Here is a 19598-nt window from a genome sequence, read left to right as displayed (position 1 = left end):
TTATTATTCTGTTACAAGATTTGTAATTGCATAACGTTTTATTATTTTTTCTAGATCTTGGTGTGGTCTTGGAATAACTATTGAACTATAAAGGCTTCCACCTTCCATTCCTTCAACTGCTGCAACACCAGCATCTACTGCTGTTTTACAAGCACCAACATCACCACGAACTAAAACAGATATATAACCTGACGCAACGTTTTCATATCCTATTAGTTCTACATCTGCTGCTTTGCACATAGCGTCTGCTGCTTCTAAAGCAAAAACCAGACCAAAAGTTTCGATTAATCCTAAAGCTTCATATCTTGACATATGTAAATCATTTCCTTTCTATGCTTTATGCGTCGATATCGTGTACTGAAACGATATCTCCAACTTCTTTAATAGGACGTGGCATAACATTGTGTGCTGTTAATTTACCAATTGCTGCCGCTGCTTCAGCACCTGCTTCTACAGCAGATCTTACTGCACCAACATCACCTTTTACCATAATAGTTACAAGTGTTGAACCAACATTTTCATATGAAATCAATTCAACATTAGCTGCCTTAAGCATTTTGTCTGCAGCCTCAAGTGCAGGAACCAATCCTATTGTTTCTACAAGGCCTAAAGCCTCATCTCCATAATATCTCATTACTAATTCCTCCTTCCTATTTTTAGCTCAATATACTTTAGCTTAACTACATAACTTCTATATATTATATTTATGTTTGCATGCATCTTTTGTTTGTTCTTATATATTGATTATATCCCTTACCCTTTGGGGGAAAGTCAATATATTTCTTGCATTAAAATTCTTAAATATTTTTACAAGAAATTATGCTGTTAAGAGTAAAGTCTTTTCTTAATGTTTAATAAGAATAACTATTTTACTAAATTCATAAGAGATTTTTCCTTATAAGCATTACCCTATGGGTAATGTTAAAAATTAATCTCTTATGTATTTGTTAATTGTTGCTGCACCATCTTCATGGGCATGATAATAAACCTTTAATTGGTTGTTTTTATCTAATTCAAATCTTGTTTCCTCAATAAGACCATTTGCTTCTGCTGTCATTAACGCAGTAATTACAGCGTTCTTTTTTAAAGCTTTAAAATTTCCATATTGTCCCTTTAACGCTTCTATAACGTCATCTGCGCAAGCTTCTTCTACTTTAGTGAAATATTTTAATATTGCATAATTAAGCGGCTTCATCTATTTTATCCCCCTCTTTTTTTCCTCTTAATAAATCAAGTGGATTCATAGATATTGTAAGGATACCAAACATCATTATTACAGCTCCAATCCAAGCAACTGAAGGTAATGACCATCCATCCATTCCACCATATACTCCTAATAACAATAAGCAGAATAATGGTCCAAAGAATGAATATGTACCGTTACATGCAGTTCCAAGCCCTGCTCCACACATACTGTTTCCAGCATACCATGTCATAAATGTGATAAATGATAAAAGACCACTTAATGCAAACCAAATCATTGCAGGACCACTTGTAAATGCTTGTATAGCAAGGTCAACAGAAATGTTCATTCCACCAGCCATAATTCCAAAAACAGGAACTAAGATGAATAAATTTGCTATACCTGATGTAACTTGACGAATACAAATACCAATTTCAGGATCGATCATTGATGTACCATATCCAGCTACACAACCTTCAAATCCCCATGCAAGAGCTGCAATAATAGCTATTAAAATACCAATTAAAGTACTTGCTGAAGCTCCACCACTAAAGCCTGTACTACCAATTAAGAAACTAGCAAATACACATACTGCAATACCTAATGCCATACGTTTATTTAATTCCTGCTTATATAAAATTTTACCTAATATAGCAGCAATAGCAGGGCAAAGAGCTGATATTGGAACAACTATTGGTCCAGCCATTTGAAGAGCTATAACATAAGCAGTACCAGCTATAGGTCCTCCAATAAGAGCTGCTAATATCATAATTCGTCCCGGAGTAGTGTTAATGCATCTTACAAAGTCTTTAAATTTACCTTTTACTAATGCAAATGAAATCGCCCAAACTGCACTACATGTATCATTTATTGCATTACCAAGTGCAGCAAGTAAGTATGCTATAACAAATGCTGATAAACCTGCTGAATTAATGCCATACCAGTCACCCCATACTCCTTTTGTCATACCCATAGTCAGAAATGCTGTATATAACCCATAGGTAAGTCCTGAAAATAAAGCTAGAGATATACCCTTTTTGAAGAAATCACTTGATAACTTCTTCTTTGCAGCCATAGCTTGTGGGCTTACTGCTTTTGAAACTTCCTTCATAAAATAAAACTCCTTTCAATTAACCATATCTTTTGTATATTAATAAATAATTATGGCTCATCCCTATGAAACATAAATTATAGCAATGAGCCTTTTAATTAATTAATTCAAAAAATTTTTTTAGTCTTTTATATATTTGTTGATTGTAGCAGCACCATCTTCGTGGGCTCTATAATAAACTCTCAACTCACCATTTTTATCTAATTCAAATCTTGTTTCTTCAATGAGACCATTTGCCTCCGCTGTCATTAACGCCGTAATTACAGCTTTCTTTTTCAAAGCTTTAAAGTTGCCATACTCTACTTTTAGAGCATTTATAACATCATCAGCGCAAGCTTCATTAATTTTTGTAAAATATTTTAATATTGCATAATTAAGCGGCTTCATTATCTTATACCTCCTTCTTTTTAAACAAATCCATTGGATTCATAGCTATTACAAGGATACCGAACATCATTAATACCGCAGAAATCCATACGATTGGAGGTAATGCCCATCCGTCCATACCGCCTATCACTCCAAGAATTATCCAACAGCAGAATGGACCCCAGAAGGAATATGTACCATTACAAGCCATACCAAGAGCAGCACCACACATACTATTACCGTTATACCAACTCATGTATGAAACAAAAGCACAAAGACCACTTAGTGCAAACCATATCATTGCAGGACCACTTGTAAATGCTTGACTAACTAAATTAGTTGAAAATTTAATCCCATCTCCAAATATCATTCCAAATAAAGGTACTAATATTATTAAGTTTGAAAGCCCAGATGTAGCTTGACGAATTGTAATACCAATCTCTGAGTCAATCATAGATGTACCATATCCAGCTACGCAACCTTCAAATCCCCATCCAAGAGCTGCAATAAATGCAATACAAATTCCAAGGAACATTCCAGCTGGAGCATCTCCACCAATACTAGTACTTCCAATCATAAAGCTAGATACAACACAGATGGCAATACCAAGCATCATACGTTTGTCTAGTTTTTGTTTGAATAATATTCTTCCTAAAATAGCACCGATAGCTGGACAAAGAGCTGTAATTGGAATAACAATTGAACCCGCCATTTGTAAAGCCACAACAAAAGCTGTACTTGAAATTGGTCCTCCGATAAGAGCTGCCAATATCATTACAGCACCTGGTTTGGTTTTAAGACATCTGAAGAAATCTCCAAGTTTACCTTTAACAGTTGCATAAATCACTGCCCAAACAGCACTACATGTATCGTTTACGGCACTACCAAGGGCACCAAGCACATATGTAATAACTACTGCTGATAAACCTGCTGTATTAGCACCATACCAGTCACCCCATACTCCTTTAGTCATTCCCAAGGTTAAAAATGCTGAATAAAATCCATACATAAGACCTGAAAAAAGAGCAATTGAAATACCTTTTTTAAGGAAATCAGATGATAATTTGTTTTTTGCAGTAATGGCTTCTAAACTTACCGTTTTCGAAACTTCCTTCATAAAATAAATCCCCTCCACTTAGTTTGATAATAACTTTTAAATTTATATTACTAAATAAAAATTTACAATGAGTACGTTTTGTGATTGTTATAATTTGGGATATTTCATTTTAAAACTATTGAATAACTTTTCATTTGATATCTTGTGGTTATTTTATTAACAATTAAATTATATGCCTTTCCCTATGGGGTAAAGTCAACATGTATTTGTCATCAAAATTCAAAAAAAATTAACACAACTAACTTAATAAATAATTATAAGTTAGTTGTGCCAGTTGTTTTAAGTGCTAAATACTAGTTTCCGTCAATATCATGGAGTAGAAATTTTATTTTATAAAAGAAATATATGTATTTTTTTCAAAAGATATATTTGTATTTTTTTACAAACCGAGTTTTATCGACATTTTATCCCTTACCCTACGGTCAACGTTTTCAGTATTTTCAGTTTAATGAATCTATCTCTTTCTTCTAATTTTAATCAAAATTTCCGTTACAAACTTGTCAGTGTTTTTAGTTGTCCAATAATCTGTTACATATCTTTCATAAGATTCTTCAGAACATATGTAATCATGTTCCTTAGCCCATTCTTTTATTTTTTTATATGTTTCATTAATTGTTTCATGAGTACCTATATGATAGCAAGAAGCTGCTAACCATCCACCAAATTCAATACTTTCTTCGTCCTTACACTTTAAAATAGTCTCTTGCATTATTTTCATCTTACTACATTTCCCATTAATCTTATCCTCAAAAGATGGAAAACATATAATTACAGGACCTGTTATTGCATTATTTATACTATCAATATAATTGTTAAACTCTATGTTAATTATACACTCCATATAATCATAATTAAAATTTTGATTTAAGAATATTAAATTGCGCTCATCAATATATTTTATAGAGACATCACAAACATTATTTTCAATTACCATCTGTGCCTCAACTATAAGTGCATGCCAATCTCTTACAGATCTTATCTTTAAATTTATTTCCTTTTCAAGTTCTCTTAATTCATCAATTTTTGTTCTAAAACTTTTATCAAAAAAATCATAAGTTGTTCCTTGTAAAAAAGCTCTCATTTCTTCTAGCTTAAATCCACTTTGCTTATAATATTTTATTACTGGTACAGATAGTAAGTTTTTCTTGCTGTAATATCTATAGCCACTTTCATCAGCTACTTTATCAGGTGATAATATACCCATTTTATCATAATATCTCAGTGCTTTTTTTGTTATTTTACATATCTCTTCCACTTTTCCTATGGAATATAATTCTTCTCCCATACTAAGTTCACCTCTTTTATAATATTTTTAGCCGTTTTTAAAATCTAAATCATTTTATTCCAAAGATTTTAAAACTTTATTAAAAAGAATTTCCCCCACTAAATGTAAAGAATATAAGGAGGAGTCCTTATAAGCATTAAAAAATAACTTCACCTTTTTAATATTTATAAACATTTTAAATTTATTCTAAGAGCCACGAACTCTTTGCAATTTTCAAAATGTTTATCATAAACTTATATATAATAAAAATCCTAATGAAATTTTAGCTAATTGTTATATCAAACTTTTTGTATAAATAAATGGATATTATTATGATTATGATGAGAATTATAAATACTTAATTATGTGATTTTGAATAAACAGAGTTTGATAATATTCAAAAATAATTGAAGAATAATATTTAACCTTAAAATGAATATTTTACCATGTGAAATTAAAGAAAAAATATATTATTCGTATAAACAATATTACATATTATAGTCAAACTGTAAAGAGGAAATTTATTACATCAAGCTAAATGTATAACATTCCATCCTAAATTTAAGGAGTTTAGCAGAACCAATAAAAAAACCACCCATTAATGAGTGGTATAAAATACAAAATTTTATCCAAAAACTTTTTCTAAAATTTTTGATAAATCTTCTCCTGTTACTTCTTTAGGATTTGCTGTTGTACATATGTCATTAAGAGCTGCTTTAATGATTTCTTCTTTTGATGCTTCAGCTAGTTCCATATCAGCACCTTGTTCTTTTAATGTTGTTGGAATCATCAAAGTCTTTTGAAGTTCTACAATACTTTTAATTAAATTATTAACACCAATATTTACATTTGGTGCATGCAACTTCAATAATTTGGCAACTCTTTGATACTTTTTAGATGCTATGTCATATTCTACATTGAAAGCACCCTTATTTAAATTGGCATTATATTCTATTACATAAGGAAGTATCATTGCATTACTTCTTCCATGAGAAATATGTAATTTCCCACCTACAGCATGAGCTAAACTATGAGTAATTCCTAAGCCAGCAGCATTAAAAGCCATTCCAGCAAGACATGATGCATTGTGCAGCTTTTCTCTTGCCACTACATCATTTCCATCAGCATAAGCTAGTGGTAAAAATCTAAAAGCTAAAGTAAGTGCTTTCTCTGCAAGAGCATCTGAAAAATCAGTAGCATTCTTTGAAACATAAGCCTCTAAAGCATGTGTAATAACATCCATTCCTGTATCAGCAGTTATAGCCTTAGGTACAGATTTTACTAGTTCCGGATCAAGAATTGCAACTGTTGGAAGAAGAGATTTATCTGCAAGAGCATACTTTAACCCTTCTTGTTTATTAGTTATTACTGCATATTCAGTTACTTCAGACCCTGTACCACTTGTAGTAGGTATAGCATAGAATTCTTCTATAGAAGAAGCTCCACCAGTAATTTTTTTTGCATATTCTCTCATAGCTTTAGCTCCATCAATTGATGAACCTCCACCAAGAGCTATCATAACCTGAGCATCACAATTTTGTAATTTCTGAATGCCTTCAGCAATAACTTCTACAGATGGATCAGGTACAATATCACTAAATACAGCTACTTGACAATCAACAAGCTTTTGCTTTACTTTCTCAGCCATACCTGATGTTTCCATGAATTTATCACATACAATTAGCACTCTTTTATTCTTGATTTCATTTAGTTTTTCTAAAGAGCCTTGTCCAAAATAGACCTTTGTGTTAATACTAAATTCTTTCATATACAATCTCTCCTATTTTAAAAATATTCAAGATATGAATGAATTAGTTTTCTTTACTTTAAAATAAAATTAACCCACAATTATAACAATCAAAAAAGTTTATAATAAACTTTACTTGATTCATTATATCAATAATAAAATACTATTGCAACAGAAGGTTCGGCCAGTTTCAGTAAAGTAAAGTTTTTCAAGTTAACTTCTTAAAAATATAATAAAAATTATATTTTTTAATTATAAAAATATAAAATACTAACAATTATATTTCTACCACTTAACATTAAAAAACAAACTTTTTTAATTTGTTATTTACTTTACTTAACGTAGATACAAGAATTTTTAGGATACTTGGTAAAAATAAAGAAACTACAAAGCCCACAGCACATAATACAAATATCTTATATTTAATAGCATGTCCAATATAAATTTGATATCCATGGATAGCAGATATAGCTATAGCTGCTATTATTATAATCTTAGATGCAATCCAAGATATTATATTTAATATTTTACATAGAAATATTATTATGGATAATATAACTACCACAGGCATGAGCAATATCTTAAGTGACAATTGAGTAAGGGAAGATTCACTACTCTTTTTATTACTTCCTGCTTTTCTACTACTATCCCTTTTACTTTGTTTTTCAGATTTAATATTGTCTCTATCTTCTGTAGACTTCTTTTTAGATTTTTTTTGTTTTCTTATTGATGTACTCTTTGAAGATGATCTCTCCTTTTCTTTACTAACTGTAAATTCTTGTTCATATTCATTAAAACTTTCATAGCTATTACTATCATTTTTATGAAAATTATTATTTAAATCTTTCACTTGATTATCTATAATCACAGTTTGCTGACTTTTATTTTTTTCTCTCTCTTCCTTTATTTTTTCATAAGCTTCATCAAATACTTTTATAAAGGATTTTGCTCTTTTTTCATCTTCTATCTCTTCTTTAAATTTATTTATCCTATCTTCATAAGCCTTTGTTATCTCTTCCATAGATGTATTTTTATCAACACCTAAAATTTTATAATGTTCCATATCTCTCCTTCTCCAACTATAAGTTTAATTTTTTCATTTGTAATCTAATATTTCAAAATCGAAGTAGTCTAAATATTACTTAATTATCTAATACCTTATTTTTAGTTTATTAGTATATTTATAATTCTATCTTCTTTAAATACAGGATTTCTTTTAAAAATCTCTGCCAAGGTGTCTATATTCTCCTCTAAATGTTCAATGTCTTTAGAATATGTATGACTTATATCTACCATATCCTCATCACTAAGCTCTCCACTTTCTATCCACCTTACTACACATAACTGTTTAATCATTAAATAACTCACCACGGCAGTCTTCACTTTAGCAGCCACATCATAATCAAAGACAGCCTTCATAAAGTATCTAAACACAAAATAAACTAATATATTTTCAAACTTATACATATTATCTTTATAAAAATTGTTAAATTCCTTATATTTATCTAGATAAATATCTTTATTCTCAGCACTACTCTTAATATAAGATAACACCTTATCTAAGCCTAAGGGATCATTGTTATTTATATGCTTTAAGCCTTTAAATACATAAAAATACTCTTCTATATCAGTATACCATTGTTCTTTATCTCTAATAGTTTTATTAAGATCATCACTAGTCTTGTTTATAAAGTTTTTATCCATATATCTTTCTTTAATGGTCTTTAAACTAGTTAGATCGTCCTCATCTATCTTATCCTGAACTTCCTTTGCAAAGTCAAGAATTATAGCAGCTCTTATATTTAAATCAATACTACGATTCTGAAGTATATTAAAAATTATACTTCTGCACTGCATAAGGTCGATAAATAGCATGGCATCAATATCGTTATAGGAAGTTATAAACTCATCATTTTCACTTAACTCAAATTCAACCTTATTAGAATCACCTAGTATTATCCTTGCTGCCTCTGGACAGGAAAGTGATATACCTATTTCTCGTAAGTTCCCGAACTCCTCCATATACCTAGGATACTTCTTGCAAGTATAGCAAAGACCATCTTCTCCAAGTTCATTATATATATCACATAATTTGTTTTCATTTAGAAAGGCACAATTTCCTTTTTTCAATACAAATATATTGTCTTCTCCATCATTGACTATCTCACTTCTTAGTCTTTCTCCAAAGCTACCACTAAGATTTTCATAGTAATCATAAGTTTCTTTATCAATAACAATTTCCCAACCAGCACAACATGTATCCTCACACTTGTCTGCTATACATTTGAATTTATTAAGATATTTTGGTACTCTTATTTTCATTTTTCACCTCAAAGTTTTTATTATATATTTAAGGTATCTGAAAATAAATAATAAGTCAAAGATGGGAAGTATATTTTGAGTTAGACAAGGAAACAGGTTCCGCAGATAGTAGCACTATCTAAGGGTTCTGTTGACGCAGTATAACACAAAATAGACGAACATTCTGACTTATTTATTTTTCGAAGATGCCTTATGTTAAATTCTATTTTATCATATTCTCATAATTTTATATTGTAAATATGCTTTTACTTATTCTAACATCATTCTTTTCTTCTCACACTCTTATTTTTTTAAAAAATATACTTTTATCAAAAACTATATGCTTTAACCTGAATTATTCATAGAAAAATAAAAACCATGCATAGCTTGATACCTATATTTATTAACATTTTGCTTTTCACCTAAAAAATGATGAAAATATAGAAAAGGAGTCCCTCCTTTGTTATGGTTAACTTGCAGAAAAACACTTAACAATGGAGAGACTCATATGAATAGTTTAATAGAAAAATATGTGAATTAAACAAGAAAATTAAATTTAATAATCTATAGCGGCTAAGATTGTTACTGGCTGTAGATATATACCATTTAAACTATGCAGTAGTTGTCCTTATATAAATAATTTTAGTGAATAACTCAAGTTAATATATTAAAATATCTTATTAACCGATTAAAAAATAAAGTTATAAATAACTATAACAAATAAAGTACTAAATAATGTTCCAATTAAATAATACTCACCAAATTCTGCATCCTCAGAAATCTTATTATATCTAGCAATTGACTTTGCTGTTAAAATGAATCCTATAGCCGAGTATTGATTACTATATAAAAACATAGCAATTATTATACGTTCTAAAAAACCTATAACTGCGCCATTATTATTACCATTGTTAGCAACGCTGCTATTGATACTATTGTTAACTACCGAATTATTACTAGTAACTAAGTTTCCCTTAGGCTTACATTCTGAAAATATTATTTTAAAAGTTATATTTGCCGGCTTATGCATACATAACACCATCAATGCCCATTTTAAAACCGTTAATCCATCGATACCCAATATATTATATCCAATATACAATGTATCTATTGGATGATATAAATTCTCCCTAAAACAAACTATTACGGCTATAAGTAAAATTATATGTACAACTTGATCAAATATATATACCATCCATGATTTAATATACTTCTTTACTTTATTCTTTTTACATGCAGTATGAAATATTTTTAAATATCCCTTATATAAATAATATTTTACTACATCGATCAATAAATGAGCTAAGCATAATAATAGTATTAATCCTGTTATCTTATAACTTTTCTTAAACAAAAGTAAAATTAAAATAAATGGAATGCTATAGAATACTGAATGTTTAAATACGCCACCTATTTTTTCCTTCTTTAGCTCTGACATTTCATCATCTTGCAAATAATAATCCCCAACCACATGTGCTATCAAGCACAGTACAATAAATTTAATCTGCATATTTATATTCTCCCCACACTTCCATCAAAACTCTATTCAAACTATGTTTTACATAAATATAATTATAATATCCTGAGCTCTTTAATCTCCTTTGTACGCTTGATTGAACTAAATTTAATTCATTAGCAATTTCCCTTTGAGTTTTATTTGAAAACATTATTTTTTCAATAAGCTCTCTTTGCTTATCTGTCCACTTCTCTTCTATAAAGTAACATAAGCATAAATTATTATTAATTAAACTAACTATATCAGTTTTATAAATCGAACTAACCCCTATATCTGTATTATATTGTGATTTACTGTTTGTTTTATTTAATATTTTAATCTCCTCTATCATTTTTCTAGCATAATGATATGCTGGACCGTCAGCCCCTAATGCCATCTCTTTATTTATATTAGTATCAATATTACCAATCCCAACTCCAAATCTAATTTTTATAGGATACATTTTAAACTTAATTTTATCAATAATATCAAATAAATGAATAGGATTACTTAATAAACCTTGAAATTCATCTCCTAATGTAATAATAAATTTTGCAGCAATGTTTCTTTCATATTCAATATTTATATCTTTTAATATATGATTTAATTTTTCCTGAGCTTCATTTCTATTTAATATCTTTTTTGACTCAACTATATCACCTATAATTGCAAAGTACATGCTTATTACCTCATAATTTCTTAAATATTTCTTTAATTTTAACATTTATTAGATACTTTTTCAATGATGATGCATTTACAATAGCATCATCCCTTTTGATGCACTCATAATAGCATCATCACCTTTGATGCACTTATAATAGCATTATTACTTTTGATGTACTTATATTATATTCTACATTTTTCCTTTTTGGGTCCACCAATTTTACTTATTCAATATTTTAAAATTTAAAAAATGAGGTGTAAAATAACACCTCACCTAACAACATAACTTTAAATATGCATTATACAATCTTCGTCGTCCAATCCTCACAGTTCCATATATCTGTTACTACATCTTTATAAAACTCTGGTTCATGGCAAACTAGTAATATAGTTCCTTTATATTCTTGTAATGCTCTCTTTAATTCATCCTTTGCTTCTACATCTAAGTGATTGGTAGGCTCGTCAAGGATTAGTATATTGGTTTCCCTATTTATAAGCTTTGCAAGTCTTACCTTGGCAGCTTCTCCTCCTGATAGTACCATAACCATGCTTTCTATATGCTTAGTAGTTAAACCACACTTAGCTAAGGCTGCACGGACTTCGTATTGAGTGCAGCTAGGGAACTCCTTCCAGTATTCTTCTATACAAGTATTTTTATTTCCTGATGCACCTTCTTGCTCAAAGTATCCTATTTGTTGATAATCACCTAGGGTAACTTCTCCACTTATAGGTTTTATGTCTCCCATAAGGCTCTTAAGTAGAGTTGTTTTTCCAAGTCCATTGGCTCCTACAAGGGCAATCTTTTGTCCTCTTTCCATAGAAATATTAAGAGGCTTTGTTAATGGACTATCATATCCTATAACCAAGTCCTTAGTTTCAAAAATAACCTTACCTGATGCTCTTCCTGTTTTGAAGTTAAATGTTGGCTTTGGCTTTTCCTTAGAAAGCTCTATTCTATCTATTTTATCCAACTTCTTCTGCCTTGATTTAGCCATGTTAGATGTAGCAACATTGGCTTTATTTCTTGCAACAAAATCTTCAAGTTTTGCAATTTCAGCTTGTTGCCTTTCATATGCTCTTTCAAGCTGTTCTTTTTTTGCTTCATATATTCTCTTAAACTCTTCATAGTCTCCTACATATCTACTTAACTTTCTATCTTCCACATGGTATATAAGATTAATTACAGAATTTAAGAAAGGAATATCATGAGATATTAGAATAAATGCATTTTCATAGCTTTGTAGATATCTCTTCAGCCACTCTATATGTGCTTCATCTAAATAGTTTGTAGGCTCGTCTAGAAGTAATATGTCTGGAGTTTCAAGTAGAAGCTTTGCAAGTAAAACCTTAGTTCTTTGGCCTCCACTTAAAGCCGTTACATCTTTATCTAGCCCTACATCTAAAAGTCCTAATCCCTTAGCAACTTCTTCAACCTTTGCATCTATAACATAAAACCCGTTATTATCTAGCATATCTTGAATAATAGCAGTTCTTTCTAATGCCTTATTCATTTGTTCTTCGTCCATTTCACCCATTTTCCCATAAAGTTCATTCATTTCAGTCTCTAAATCAAATAGGTATTTAAATGCATCTCTTAGTACATCTCTTATAGTTAATCCTTGTTCTAAAGCTGCATGTTGATCCATATATCCTACCCTCACATTATTAGACCAAATTACTTGGCCTTCATCAGGCATAAGTTTACTAGTTATTATATTCATAAAAGTAGATTTACCCTCACCATTAGCTCCAATTAAACCTACATGTTCCCCTTTTAATAATCTAAAGGATACATCTTCAAATATTGCTCTATCCCCAAAACCATGACTTATATTTTTAACTGTAAGTATACTCATACATTTTCCTCCTATATCCTTCTGACTATCACCATTAAATGGTATGCGTTAAAAAAATTCAAACCAAGAATATTATACTTTACTGCCAAAGATTTTTCTATGGTAAAAATTAAATAATTTATTTGCAAAATCCTCTCTATAAATTTATACTATAAGAGGTCTAAATAAAGTTTAGGAAATTTAATTTTTATATAGAACAATTTTAAATTTGACAATATAAATTATTATTAATAATTTATTGTTTTGATAATAGGAGGATGTAAATGGCTTGTAAATTCTATCTACTAAAGGGAAAAGGAAAAAGTGTGGAGAATGGTCACCTTTGGGTTTACTCTACTGATATAGAAGAATATGATGGTGAATATGAAAATGGAGACATTGTAGAAGTATATAATTGCAGAGAGGAATTCATCGGAAAAGGTTATATTAATGATGTTTCTAAAATTACTATAAGAATTATGACTAGAGATATCAATGAAGAAATTGATGAAGAATTTTTTAGAAAAAGACTTAGAGCTGCATGGGAATACAGAAAAAAGATAATAGATACTTCTAGCTGTAGGTTTTTGTTTGGAGAAGCTGATTTTGTACCTGGACTTATAATTGATAAATTAGAAGATTACTACGTTATTCAATCTCTAGCTCTAGGCATTGATAAATATAAAGATATCATTGTAAAAATTCTAGTAGAAGAATATGGTGCTAAAGGTATTTATGAGAGAAGTGACGCTAAGGTTAGAATCCTTGAAGGCATGGAACAGATTAAAGGCTTTTTAACCGAACCCTTTGATACTATGATTCAGATAGTTGAAAATGGCGTTAAGTACTATGTTGATGTTGAAAATGGGCAAAAGACAGGATTTTTCTTAGATCAAAAGGAAAATAGAGCTGCTATACATAAGCTTTGCAAAGATGCCACTGTGCTAGACTGCTTTACTCACACTGGTTCCTTCGCATTAAATGCTGGTGTTGCTGGTGCTAAATCAGTATTAGGAGTAGATATATCAGAGCATGCAGTAGAATTCTGTAGACGTAATGCAGAGCTTAATAATCTACAAGATGTAGTTAAATTTGAATGTCACAACGCCTTTGATGTACTTCGTGAGTGGTCTGATGAAGGCAGAAAATATGATGTGGTTATCCTTGACCCACCAGCCTTTACCAAATCTCGTTCTACTATAAAAAGTGCTACAAGAGGATATAAAGAAATAAACCTTCGAGGAATGAAATTAGTTAATAAAGGTGGTTATTTTATAACATGTTCATGTTCTCACTTTATGAATCCTGAACTGTTTAGAGATACCATTGCCAGTGCAGCTAAAGATGCAAGGGTTACCCTAAGACAAGTAGAATTTAGAACTCAAGCTCCTGATCATCCAATTCTTTGGAATAGTGATGAATCATACTACTTAAAATTTTATATCTTCCAAGTGGTTTAATTATTTATAAAGAGCTATATAATTTATAATCTTATTTGATTTATAAATTATATAGCTCTTATATTTAAATCTTCTTTACTCTTTCTTTTGACTTTGTTTTACTAGTTGGTTAGCATATACACTAGCCCCAGTAACTAAAACACCCTGAATTATTGCATCAGCACTAAAACTGTGCATAACTCCCATAGATAACAGTATGCCTACAGGAAGCAAAATTACTGGTATATATTTATCATTTATCTTCTCTATTCCTTTTAAAATCATACCAATTATATATAGCACTGGTATTAGTATCAATGCATTCTCTGTAATATAACTAAAGAATTCCATAAATATTCCCCCTTTATATATTTTATTCATTTTATCCTTACATGAGTACATTATTTTATATAAATTCAATAAAATTTTAGTTATTTACTACTAGGTATACTTATGCATATCACTTATGATTTCACTTATTTTTACATATTGTAATTTTATTCTTTGATTTTCTTAAATTATAAGGATAATGAGATATAAATTTGTTGTACAGTTTTTATTGAATGTTAGTTCTAAAAGTGTAACAATAATAATATAGTAATATTTGGTAAAAGGTGATGTTATGAAAGGCTTATCCATTCTAAGATTTGTTCAGATTGTTTTTTGTTTCCCTATAATAATATTGTTTGCTACCTCTAAAATGAATGGTATTGAGCAAATTATTTTCATAGCTCTCTTTACCTTATATACTGTAGTATATGAAGTTATATTTTTAACTTTAGCTAAAAGAAAAAGAACTACTAAAAGCAGCAGTTCTTAAAATAGATTTCTAAGCCTCAGTAGGAGTAAAACTCCCTCTGAAGCTTAGAAATCTGTTCATTAATATATCTTTATTTCTCCATCCTTGTATTCTGGAACTATATTTATTAAATCCTTTGAAAGGCAATATCTTAAATCTTCATTATACCTGAGATCCTTCATCCTTTTATAATGAAGTGCATCTTTTACAAAACTTATTATACTAGGATTATTTATATATACATATTCTGAAGTTTTTGCTATATCTGTTAAGGTGCAATGGTTTTTCATTATATCTCTTAAACAGTTGATTATATACCCACTTGCTATAAAGTCATCCATAGAGAACTCTCCATCGGTTCCTGCATTTACAAAGGTTACATCCTTATTTAACTTAGCTAATTTTTCTGCTACTACTCTTCCATTTATTAAAGCACCTATAAATATCTTCTCTGCTTCCTCACTATTTTTAATAGCTCTAGTCCCATTTGTGGTAGTCATTATAAGACTCTTACCTTTTACTATATCCTCAATGTAGTCTAAAGGTGAATTGGAGAAATCAAATTTATCTATTTTTATTCCCCCTCTTTCTCCTCCTAAAAGATATTTATTTTTATCTTTACTTGCAATATCTATAGCTTCTTCTATCTCTTTTACAGGAATTATTTTATCACAACCATTATTTAATGCTGTAACCATTACTGAAGTTGCTCTTAAGACATCAATAACAACCACTATCCTATCTTTAAATTTTTCTGGCTTAATATGTTGTGCAGATATAACTACATCAATATTCATGTACTATTCCCCCCTGATTATACATTTAATTAAATCAATCTTCTTTATAATATTTTCCTTGATATAGGTCTTCAGTGACTAACTTATTATCTATGGCGTTTAAGACTTCCCACTTTTTCAAACTCCACATAGGACCTACTAATAAATTTCTTGGAGCATCTCCTGTAAGTCTATGAATTACTATATCCTGTGGTAACATTGTTATAGCCTTAGTTACAAGTTCAATATATTCATCCATTTCTAGTAATGTAATCTTGCCTTCATCTAACAGCTTTTCTAGCCTTGTATTTTTCATTACATGAAGAAGGTGAATCTTAACTCCTTTTATGGGAAGCTTAGAAATATACTTAACGGTTTTTAACATATCCTCTTTACTTTCTCCTGGAAGTCCAAAGATTATATGTGCCACCACATCTATTTTCCTTTTATGTAGTTCCTCCACTGCTTTTTTAAATATTTCTAACTTATAGCCTCTATTTATAAGGGTAGCTGTAGTATCATTGCTAGTTTGAAGTCCAAGTTCTACCCAAGTATATACCCTTTTTGAATAGTCTTCTAATAATTCTAACACATCTTCTTCTAAACAATCTGGTCTTGTAGCAATGGCAAGTCCAACCACATCCTCTTGTGTTAATGCTTCATCATATTTTTTCTTTAATACTTCTACAGGCGCATAGGTATTTGTATAAGCCTGAAAATAAGCTATATACTTACCATCTTTCCACTTTTTATTCATCATTTCCTTTATATCAACAAACTGCTCAGTTATAGATGATAACCTATCTCCAGCAAAATCTCCTGAGCCACTCTCAGAGCAGAATATACACCCACCTTTTGATAATTTTCCATCTCTATTAGGACATGTAAATCCACCATCTAATGATATTTTAAAAGTTTTTTGTCCATTAAACTTTTTTCTTAAAAAATAATTTAAATTATGATATCTCTTTCCATTAAAATCTTTTCTCATTTCTAATCTTCCTATCCTATTCTTCTGTTATCTATTTTAAATATATCCATATAGTAATCTTCTATATTCAATTATAGTTTAACTCTTTTATCTTTCAAAATCCACTAAGACATCTTCAAAAAATAAACAACTCAGAATGCTTGTCTATTTTGTGTTATACTTCTCATCTTTAACTTATTATTTATTTTCAGATACCTAAATGAAAATTTACTAACAATACTTTAAAAAGTTTTCCACATATTAATAGTTTTCCACATATTCTTATGTGGACTTCAATATAAATATACAAGCTATCATAATTTGGGGGGATAACTTTGAAGAATCTTAAATTAATTTTTCAAGCTGCCACTGTTTTTATTGGCACCATTGTAGGAGCAGGCCTTGCTTCTGGTCAAGAAATAACTCAATTTTTTTCTACCTATGGGTTTTCAAGTTTTTATGGACTTCTACTCTGTGCAGTATTTTACATAATAATAAGTTCCATTATAGTGTCTATAAGTTTAAAATATGACTTAAATTCTTATACTGATTTTATAACCCTTGTAAGCCCTGGTTTCTTTGGAAAAATAACAGATTATCTTACTAGCTTCTTTTTAATCTCAGGAGCTGCTATAATTCTTGCAGGTAGTGGTGCTTTACTTTATCAACACTTTGGAATTCCAAGACTTGTTGGAGTGTTTGTAATGGCTGGAATTGCACTTATTACCTTATTAAATGACACTAAGGGCCTAATAGCTATTAATTCCATAATAGTACCTAGCCTTACTACTATAATTATTACTATATTTGTCCTTTATCTTCTCTTTTCAAAGGATACTATATCTATGGACTATATGAAACAAGTACCAGTATACAAAAACCTTATTATAGATAAACAGTGGATTATATCATCACTTCTCTATGCAGGATTTAACATGTTATCCTGTAGTGGAGTTCTTGTTCCCATTAGTAAAGAAATCAAAAATAAACGCCTTATTATTTCTGGATTAACCATTGGGGCTCTTGTCCTTACTCTACTTGCTTTCTTAATTAATTCAATGTTAATGGCAAATATACCTGAAATCTTTAAATATGAAATTCCACTACTCTTTGTAGCTAGTAAGTTTATCTCTTTAATGCAAATTCTTCTTTTATGTATTATTTGGTGTGAGATGTTTTCTACAGAAGTTTCAGATATATATAGTGTTGGTAAGACCCTTGAAAATAAATACAACATCCCTTATAAGAGAGGTGTTATACTCATTCTTTTAATAGCCCTTCCTATATCTCAAATAGGCTTTAAACAGCTTATAACTTTCTTATATCCCGGTTTCGGAATAGTTAGCTTAGTATTTATAGCTCAATGCATTGGGTTCTACTTTAAAATGAATAAGGTAAAAAAATAATTAAAACTTATATAGGCTACTTCACTTTTTGCTCCTCTTTAATTATACTGATGTTATATAAGATTAACACTACTATGTTAGTAGTGTTTATTTACTTTCAAATATAAATATAGTATTTGCTATGTTTACTATGTAAGGAGATAATTAATTATGAAAGATTTGACTGCTCTCAATAATTGTAATATATGCCCTCGTAATTGCGGTATAAATCGAAACTCTGCAAAGGTAGGCTTTTGTAAAAGTGGAGCTAAAGTAAAAGTTGCTAAGGCCTATGGTCATATGTGGGAAGAGCCCTGTGTGTCTGGCACTAATGGTTCTGGTACAGTTTTCTTTTCAAATTGTAACCTTAGATGTGTATTTTGCCAAAATCATGATATTAGTCAGTCTGACATAGGTAAGGAAGTTTCTATAGAAAGATTAAGTGAAATATTTTTAGAGCAACAAGCTAAAGGATACCATAATATAAACTTAGTTAACCCTACTCACTATATACCTCAAATAATAATTGCTTTGGATAAAGCTAAAGAAAATGGACTTAATATCCCTGTAGTTTATAATTCCAATGGCTATGAAAACGTAGAGAGCATTAAAGCTCTTAAAGGATACATAGACGTATATATTCCTGATTTAAAGTATTTTAATGATAAATATGCAATAAAGTATTCTTCTGCTCCTAACTATTTCACCATAGCGTCAAAGGTTATTGAGGAAATGGCGGATCAAGTAGGTATTCCAATATTTAATGATGAAGAAATTTTAATTAGAGGTGTTATTATAAGACATCTAATGCTCCCTGGACTTTTATTCGATTCAAAAAAAATAGTAGATTACATATATAAAACCTTTGGAGATTCAGTATACTTAAGCCTAATGAATCAGTATACACCTATGTTTAAAGCAGCAGAATATGATGAAATTAATAAACCTCTTAACCCTAGTCATTATGACTCTTTAATAGATTACTGTATAGATTTAGGCTTTAAAAATGCCTTTATCCAAGAATGTGGATCTAACTCAACAGTTTATGTCCCAGATTTCAATCTGCAAGGGATTTAAAACTCTAATATTATAAAGCTCTTTAACCGTAATAAAACTAAACAAATAAAAAGCATTCTTAGGTAAAATC

19 protein-coding genes are annotated in these 19598 nt (G+C 29.8%); 3 read left to right on the top strand and 16 right to left on the bottom strand.

The window, feature by feature from the left end; genetic code table 11:
• Window positions 1-3 precede the first annotated feature (3 nt).
• The 13 genes from B3B03_RS01820 to B3B03_RS01760 form a co-directional block, all read right to left on the bottom strand.
• Complete coding sequence (locus B3B03_RS01820) at window positions 4-312, bottom strand: BMC domain-containing protein (RefSeq protein WP_035134854.1); 309 nt, start codon at window positions 310-312, stop codon at window positions 4-6.
• 25 nt (window positions 313-337) lie between these two features.
• Window positions 338-634, bottom strand: a complete 297-nt coding sequence (locus B3B03_RS01815; RefSeq protein WP_035134852.1) for a BMC domain-containing protein — start codon at window positions 632-634, stop codon at window positions 338-340.
• A gap of 294 nt (window positions 635-928) precedes the next feature.
• The gene (locus B3B03_RS01810; RefSeq protein WP_346848804.1) at window positions 929-1195 is read right to left on the bottom strand and encodes a hypothetical protein; all 267 of its coding nucleotides are present in this window, start codon (window positions 1193-1195) and stop codon (window positions 929-931) included.
• Window positions 1182-2294 (bottom strand): membrane protein, encoded by a 1113-nt coding sequence (locus B3B03_RS01805; protein ID WP_035134848.1) that lies wholly within the window; start codon window positions 2292-2294, stop codon window positions 1182-1184. The genes B3B03_RS01810 and B3B03_RS01805 overlap by 14 nt, the downstream gene beginning before the upstream one ends.
• 120 nt (window positions 2295-2414) lie before the next feature.
• On the bottom strand, window positions 2415-2681 hold the full coding sequence (locus B3B03_RS01800; protein ID WP_346848803.1) for a hypothetical protein: 267 nt from the start codon (window positions 2679-2681) through the stop codon (window positions 2415-2417).
• Between the two features lie 4 nt (window positions 2682-2685).
• Window positions 2686-3777 carry a hypothetical protein gene (locus tag B3B03_RS01795; protein ID WP_150843634.1) on the bottom strand — a complete coding sequence of 364 codons (1092 nt, stop codon included), beginning with the start codon at window positions 3775-3777 and terminating at the stop codon, window positions 2686-2688.
• Window positions 3778-4231: 454 nt separating this feature from the next.
• Window positions 4232-5062, bottom strand: a complete 831-nt coding sequence (locus B3B03_RS01790; protein ID WP_035134842.1) for a MerR family transcriptional regulator — start codon at window positions 5060-5062, stop codon at window positions 4232-4234.
• A 604-nt stretch (window positions 5063-5666) separates the two neighbouring features.
• Window positions 5667-6809, bottom strand: a complete 1143-nt coding sequence (locus B3B03_RS01785; protein WP_346848802.1) for a 1-propanol dehydrogenase PduQ — start codon at window positions 6807-6809, stop codon at window positions 5667-5669.
• 277 nt (window positions 6810-7086) lie between these two features.
• Window positions 7087-7851 (bottom strand): molecular chaperone DnaJ, encoded by a 765-nt coding sequence (locus B3B03_RS01780; protein ID WP_346876344.1) that lies wholly within the window; start codon window positions 7849-7851, stop codon window positions 7087-7089.
• 101 nt (window positions 7852-7952) lie between these two features.
• Entirely contained in the window at window positions 7953-9110 is a 1158-nt protein-coding gene (fliB, locus tag B3B03_RS01775) for a flagellin lysine-N-methylase (RefSeq protein WP_346876343.1), read from the bottom strand.
• 667 nt (window positions 9111-9777) lie between these two features.
• Window positions 9778-10599 (bottom strand): DUF3307 domain-containing protein, encoded by an 822-nt coding sequence (locus B3B03_RS01770; RefSeq protein WP_346876342.1) that lies wholly within the window; start codon window positions 10597-10599, stop codon window positions 9778-9780.
• Entirely contained in the window at window positions 10589-11263 is a 675-nt protein-coding gene (locus B3B03_RS01765) for a SatD family protein (protein WP_346876341.1), read from the bottom strand. The genes B3B03_RS01770 and B3B03_RS01765 overlap by 11 nt, the downstream gene beginning before the upstream one ends.
• Window positions 11264-11546: 283 nt before the next feature.
• Window positions 11547-13103 (bottom strand): ABC-F family ATP-binding cassette domain-containing protein, encoded by a 1557-nt coding sequence (locus B3B03_RS01760; RefSeq protein ID WP_346876340.1) that lies wholly within the window; start codon window positions 13101-13103, stop codon window positions 11547-11549.
• Between the two features lie 263 nt (window positions 13104-13366).
• Here B3B03_RS01760 and B3B03_RS01755 point away from each other — a divergent pair, with 263 nt between their 5' ends.
• Window positions 13367-14542, top strand: coding sequence for a class I SAM-dependent rRNA methyltransferase (locus B3B03_RS01755; RefSeq protein WP_346876339.1), 1176 nt, complete (start codon window positions 13367-13369; stop codon window positions 14540-14542).
• A gap of 75 nt (window positions 14543-14617) precedes the next feature.
• Here B3B03_RS01755 and B3B03_RS01750 read toward each other — a convergent pair whose 3' ends face one another.
• The 3 genes from B3B03_RS01750 to B3B03_RS01740 all read right to left on the bottom strand — a co-directional run bounded on the left by B3B03_RS01750 (window position 14618) and on the right by B3B03_RS01740 (window position 17087).
• Window positions 14618-14872 (bottom strand): phage holin family protein, encoded by a 255-nt coding sequence (locus B3B03_RS01750; RefSeq protein ID WP_035134826.1) that lies wholly within the window; start codon window positions 14870-14872, stop codon window positions 14618-14620.
• Window positions 14873-15400: 528 nt separating this feature from the next.
• Window positions 15401-16117, bottom strand: a complete 717-nt coding sequence (locus B3B03_RS01745) for a 2-phosphosulfolactate phosphatase (protein WP_346876338.1) — start codon at window positions 16115-16117, stop codon at window positions 15401-15403.
• Between the two features lie 34 nt (window positions 16118-16151).
• Complete coding sequence (locus B3B03_RS01740) at window positions 16152-17087, bottom strand: TIGR01212 family radical SAM protein (protein WP_346876337.1); 936 nt, start codon at window positions 17085-17087, stop codon at window positions 16152-16154.
• A gap of 308 nt (window positions 17088-17395) precedes the next feature.
• Here B3B03_RS01740 and B3B03_RS01735 point away from each other — a divergent pair, with 308 nt between their 5' ends.
• Complete coding sequence (locus tag B3B03_RS01735) at window positions 17396-18472, top strand: transporter (RefSeq protein ID WP_414632262.1); 1077 nt, start codon at window positions 17396-17398, stop codon at window positions 18470-18472.
• 159 nt (window positions 18473-18631) lie between these two features.
• The gene (locus tag B3B03_RS01730) at window positions 18632-19528 is read left to right on the top strand and encodes a radical SAM protein (RefSeq protein ID WP_346848871.1); all 897 of its coding nucleotides are present in this window, start codon (window positions 18632-18634) and stop codon (window positions 19526-19528) included.
• The last annotated feature ends 70 nt before the right edge of the window (window positions 19529-19598 follow it).

Origin of the sequence: Clostridium sp. UBA5712 (assembly GCF_002419845.1) — a bacterium.
Taxonomy (GTDB): domain Bacteria; phylum Bacillota; class Clostridia; order Clostridiales; family Clostridiaceae; genus Clostridium_J; species Clostridium_J sulfidigenes.
Note: the sequence above shows the minus strand (reverse complement) of the source record. Positions and strands in the feature narration are given on the sequence as shown.

Coding starts and splice junctions, on each gene's coding strand:
- B3B03_RS01820 (WP_035134854.1), bottom strand. CDS start 312: ATGTCAAGATATGAAGCTTTAGGATTAATCGAAACTTTTGGTCTGGTT.
- B3B03_RS01815 (WP_035134852.1), bottom strand. CDS start 634: ATGAGATATTATGGAGATGAGGCTTTAGGCCTTGTAGAAACAATAGGA.
- B3B03_RS01810 (WP_346848804.1), bottom strand. CDS start 1,195: ATGAAGCCGCTTAATTATGCAATATTAAAATATTTCACTAAAGTAGAA.
- B3B03_RS01805 (WP_035134848.1), bottom strand. CDS start 2,294: ATGAAGGAAGTTTCAAAAGCAGTAAGCCCACAAGCTATGGCTGCAAAG.
- B3B03_RS01800 (WP_346848803.1), bottom strand. CDS start 2,681: ATGAAGCCGCTTAATTATGCAATATTAAAATATTTTACAAAAATTAAT.
- B3B03_RS01795 (WP_150843634.1), bottom strand. CDS start 3,777: ATGAAGGAAGTTTCGAAAACGGTAAGTTTAGAAGCCATTACTGCAAAA.
- B3B03_RS01790 (WP_035134842.1), bottom strand. CDS start 5,062: ATGGGAGAAGAATTATATTCCATAGGAAAAGTGGAAGAGATATGTAAA.
- B3B03_RS01785 (WP_346848802.1), bottom strand. CDS start 6,809: ATGAAAGAATTTAGTATTAACACAAAGGTCTATTTTGGACAAGGCTCT.
- B3B03_RS01780 (WP_346876344.1), bottom strand. CDS start 7,851: ATGGAACATTATAAAATTTTAGGTGTTGATAAAAATACATCTATGGAA.
- fliB (WP_346876343.1), bottom strand. CDS start 9,110: ATGAAAATAAGAGTACCAAAATATCTTAATAAATTCAAATGTATAGCA.
- B3B03_RS01770 (WP_346876342.1), bottom strand. CDS start 10,599: ATGCAGATTAAATTTATTGTACTGTGCTTGATAGCACATGTGGTTGGG.
- B3B03_RS01765 (WP_346876341.1), bottom strand. CDS start 11,263: ATGTACTTTGCAATTATAGGTGATATAGTTGAGTCAAAAAAGATATTA.
- B3B03_RS01760 (WP_346876340.1), bottom strand. CDS start 13,103: ATGAGTATACTTACAGTTAAAAATATAAGTCATGGTTTTGGGGATAGA.
- B3B03_RS01755 (WP_346876339.1), top strand. CDS start 13,367: ATGGCTTGTAAATTCTATCTACTAAAGGGAAAAGGAAAAAGTGTGGAG.
- B3B03_RS01750 (WP_035134826.1), bottom strand. CDS start 14,872: ATGGAATTCTTTAGTTATATTACAGAGAATGCATTGATACTAATACCA.
- B3B03_RS01745 (WP_346876338.1), bottom strand. CDS start 16,117: ATGAATATTGATGTAGTTATATCTGCACAACATATTAAGCCAGAAAAA.
- B3B03_RS01740 (WP_346876337.1), bottom strand. CDS start 17,087: ATGAGAAAAGATTTTAATGGAAAGAGATATCATAATTTAAATTATTTT.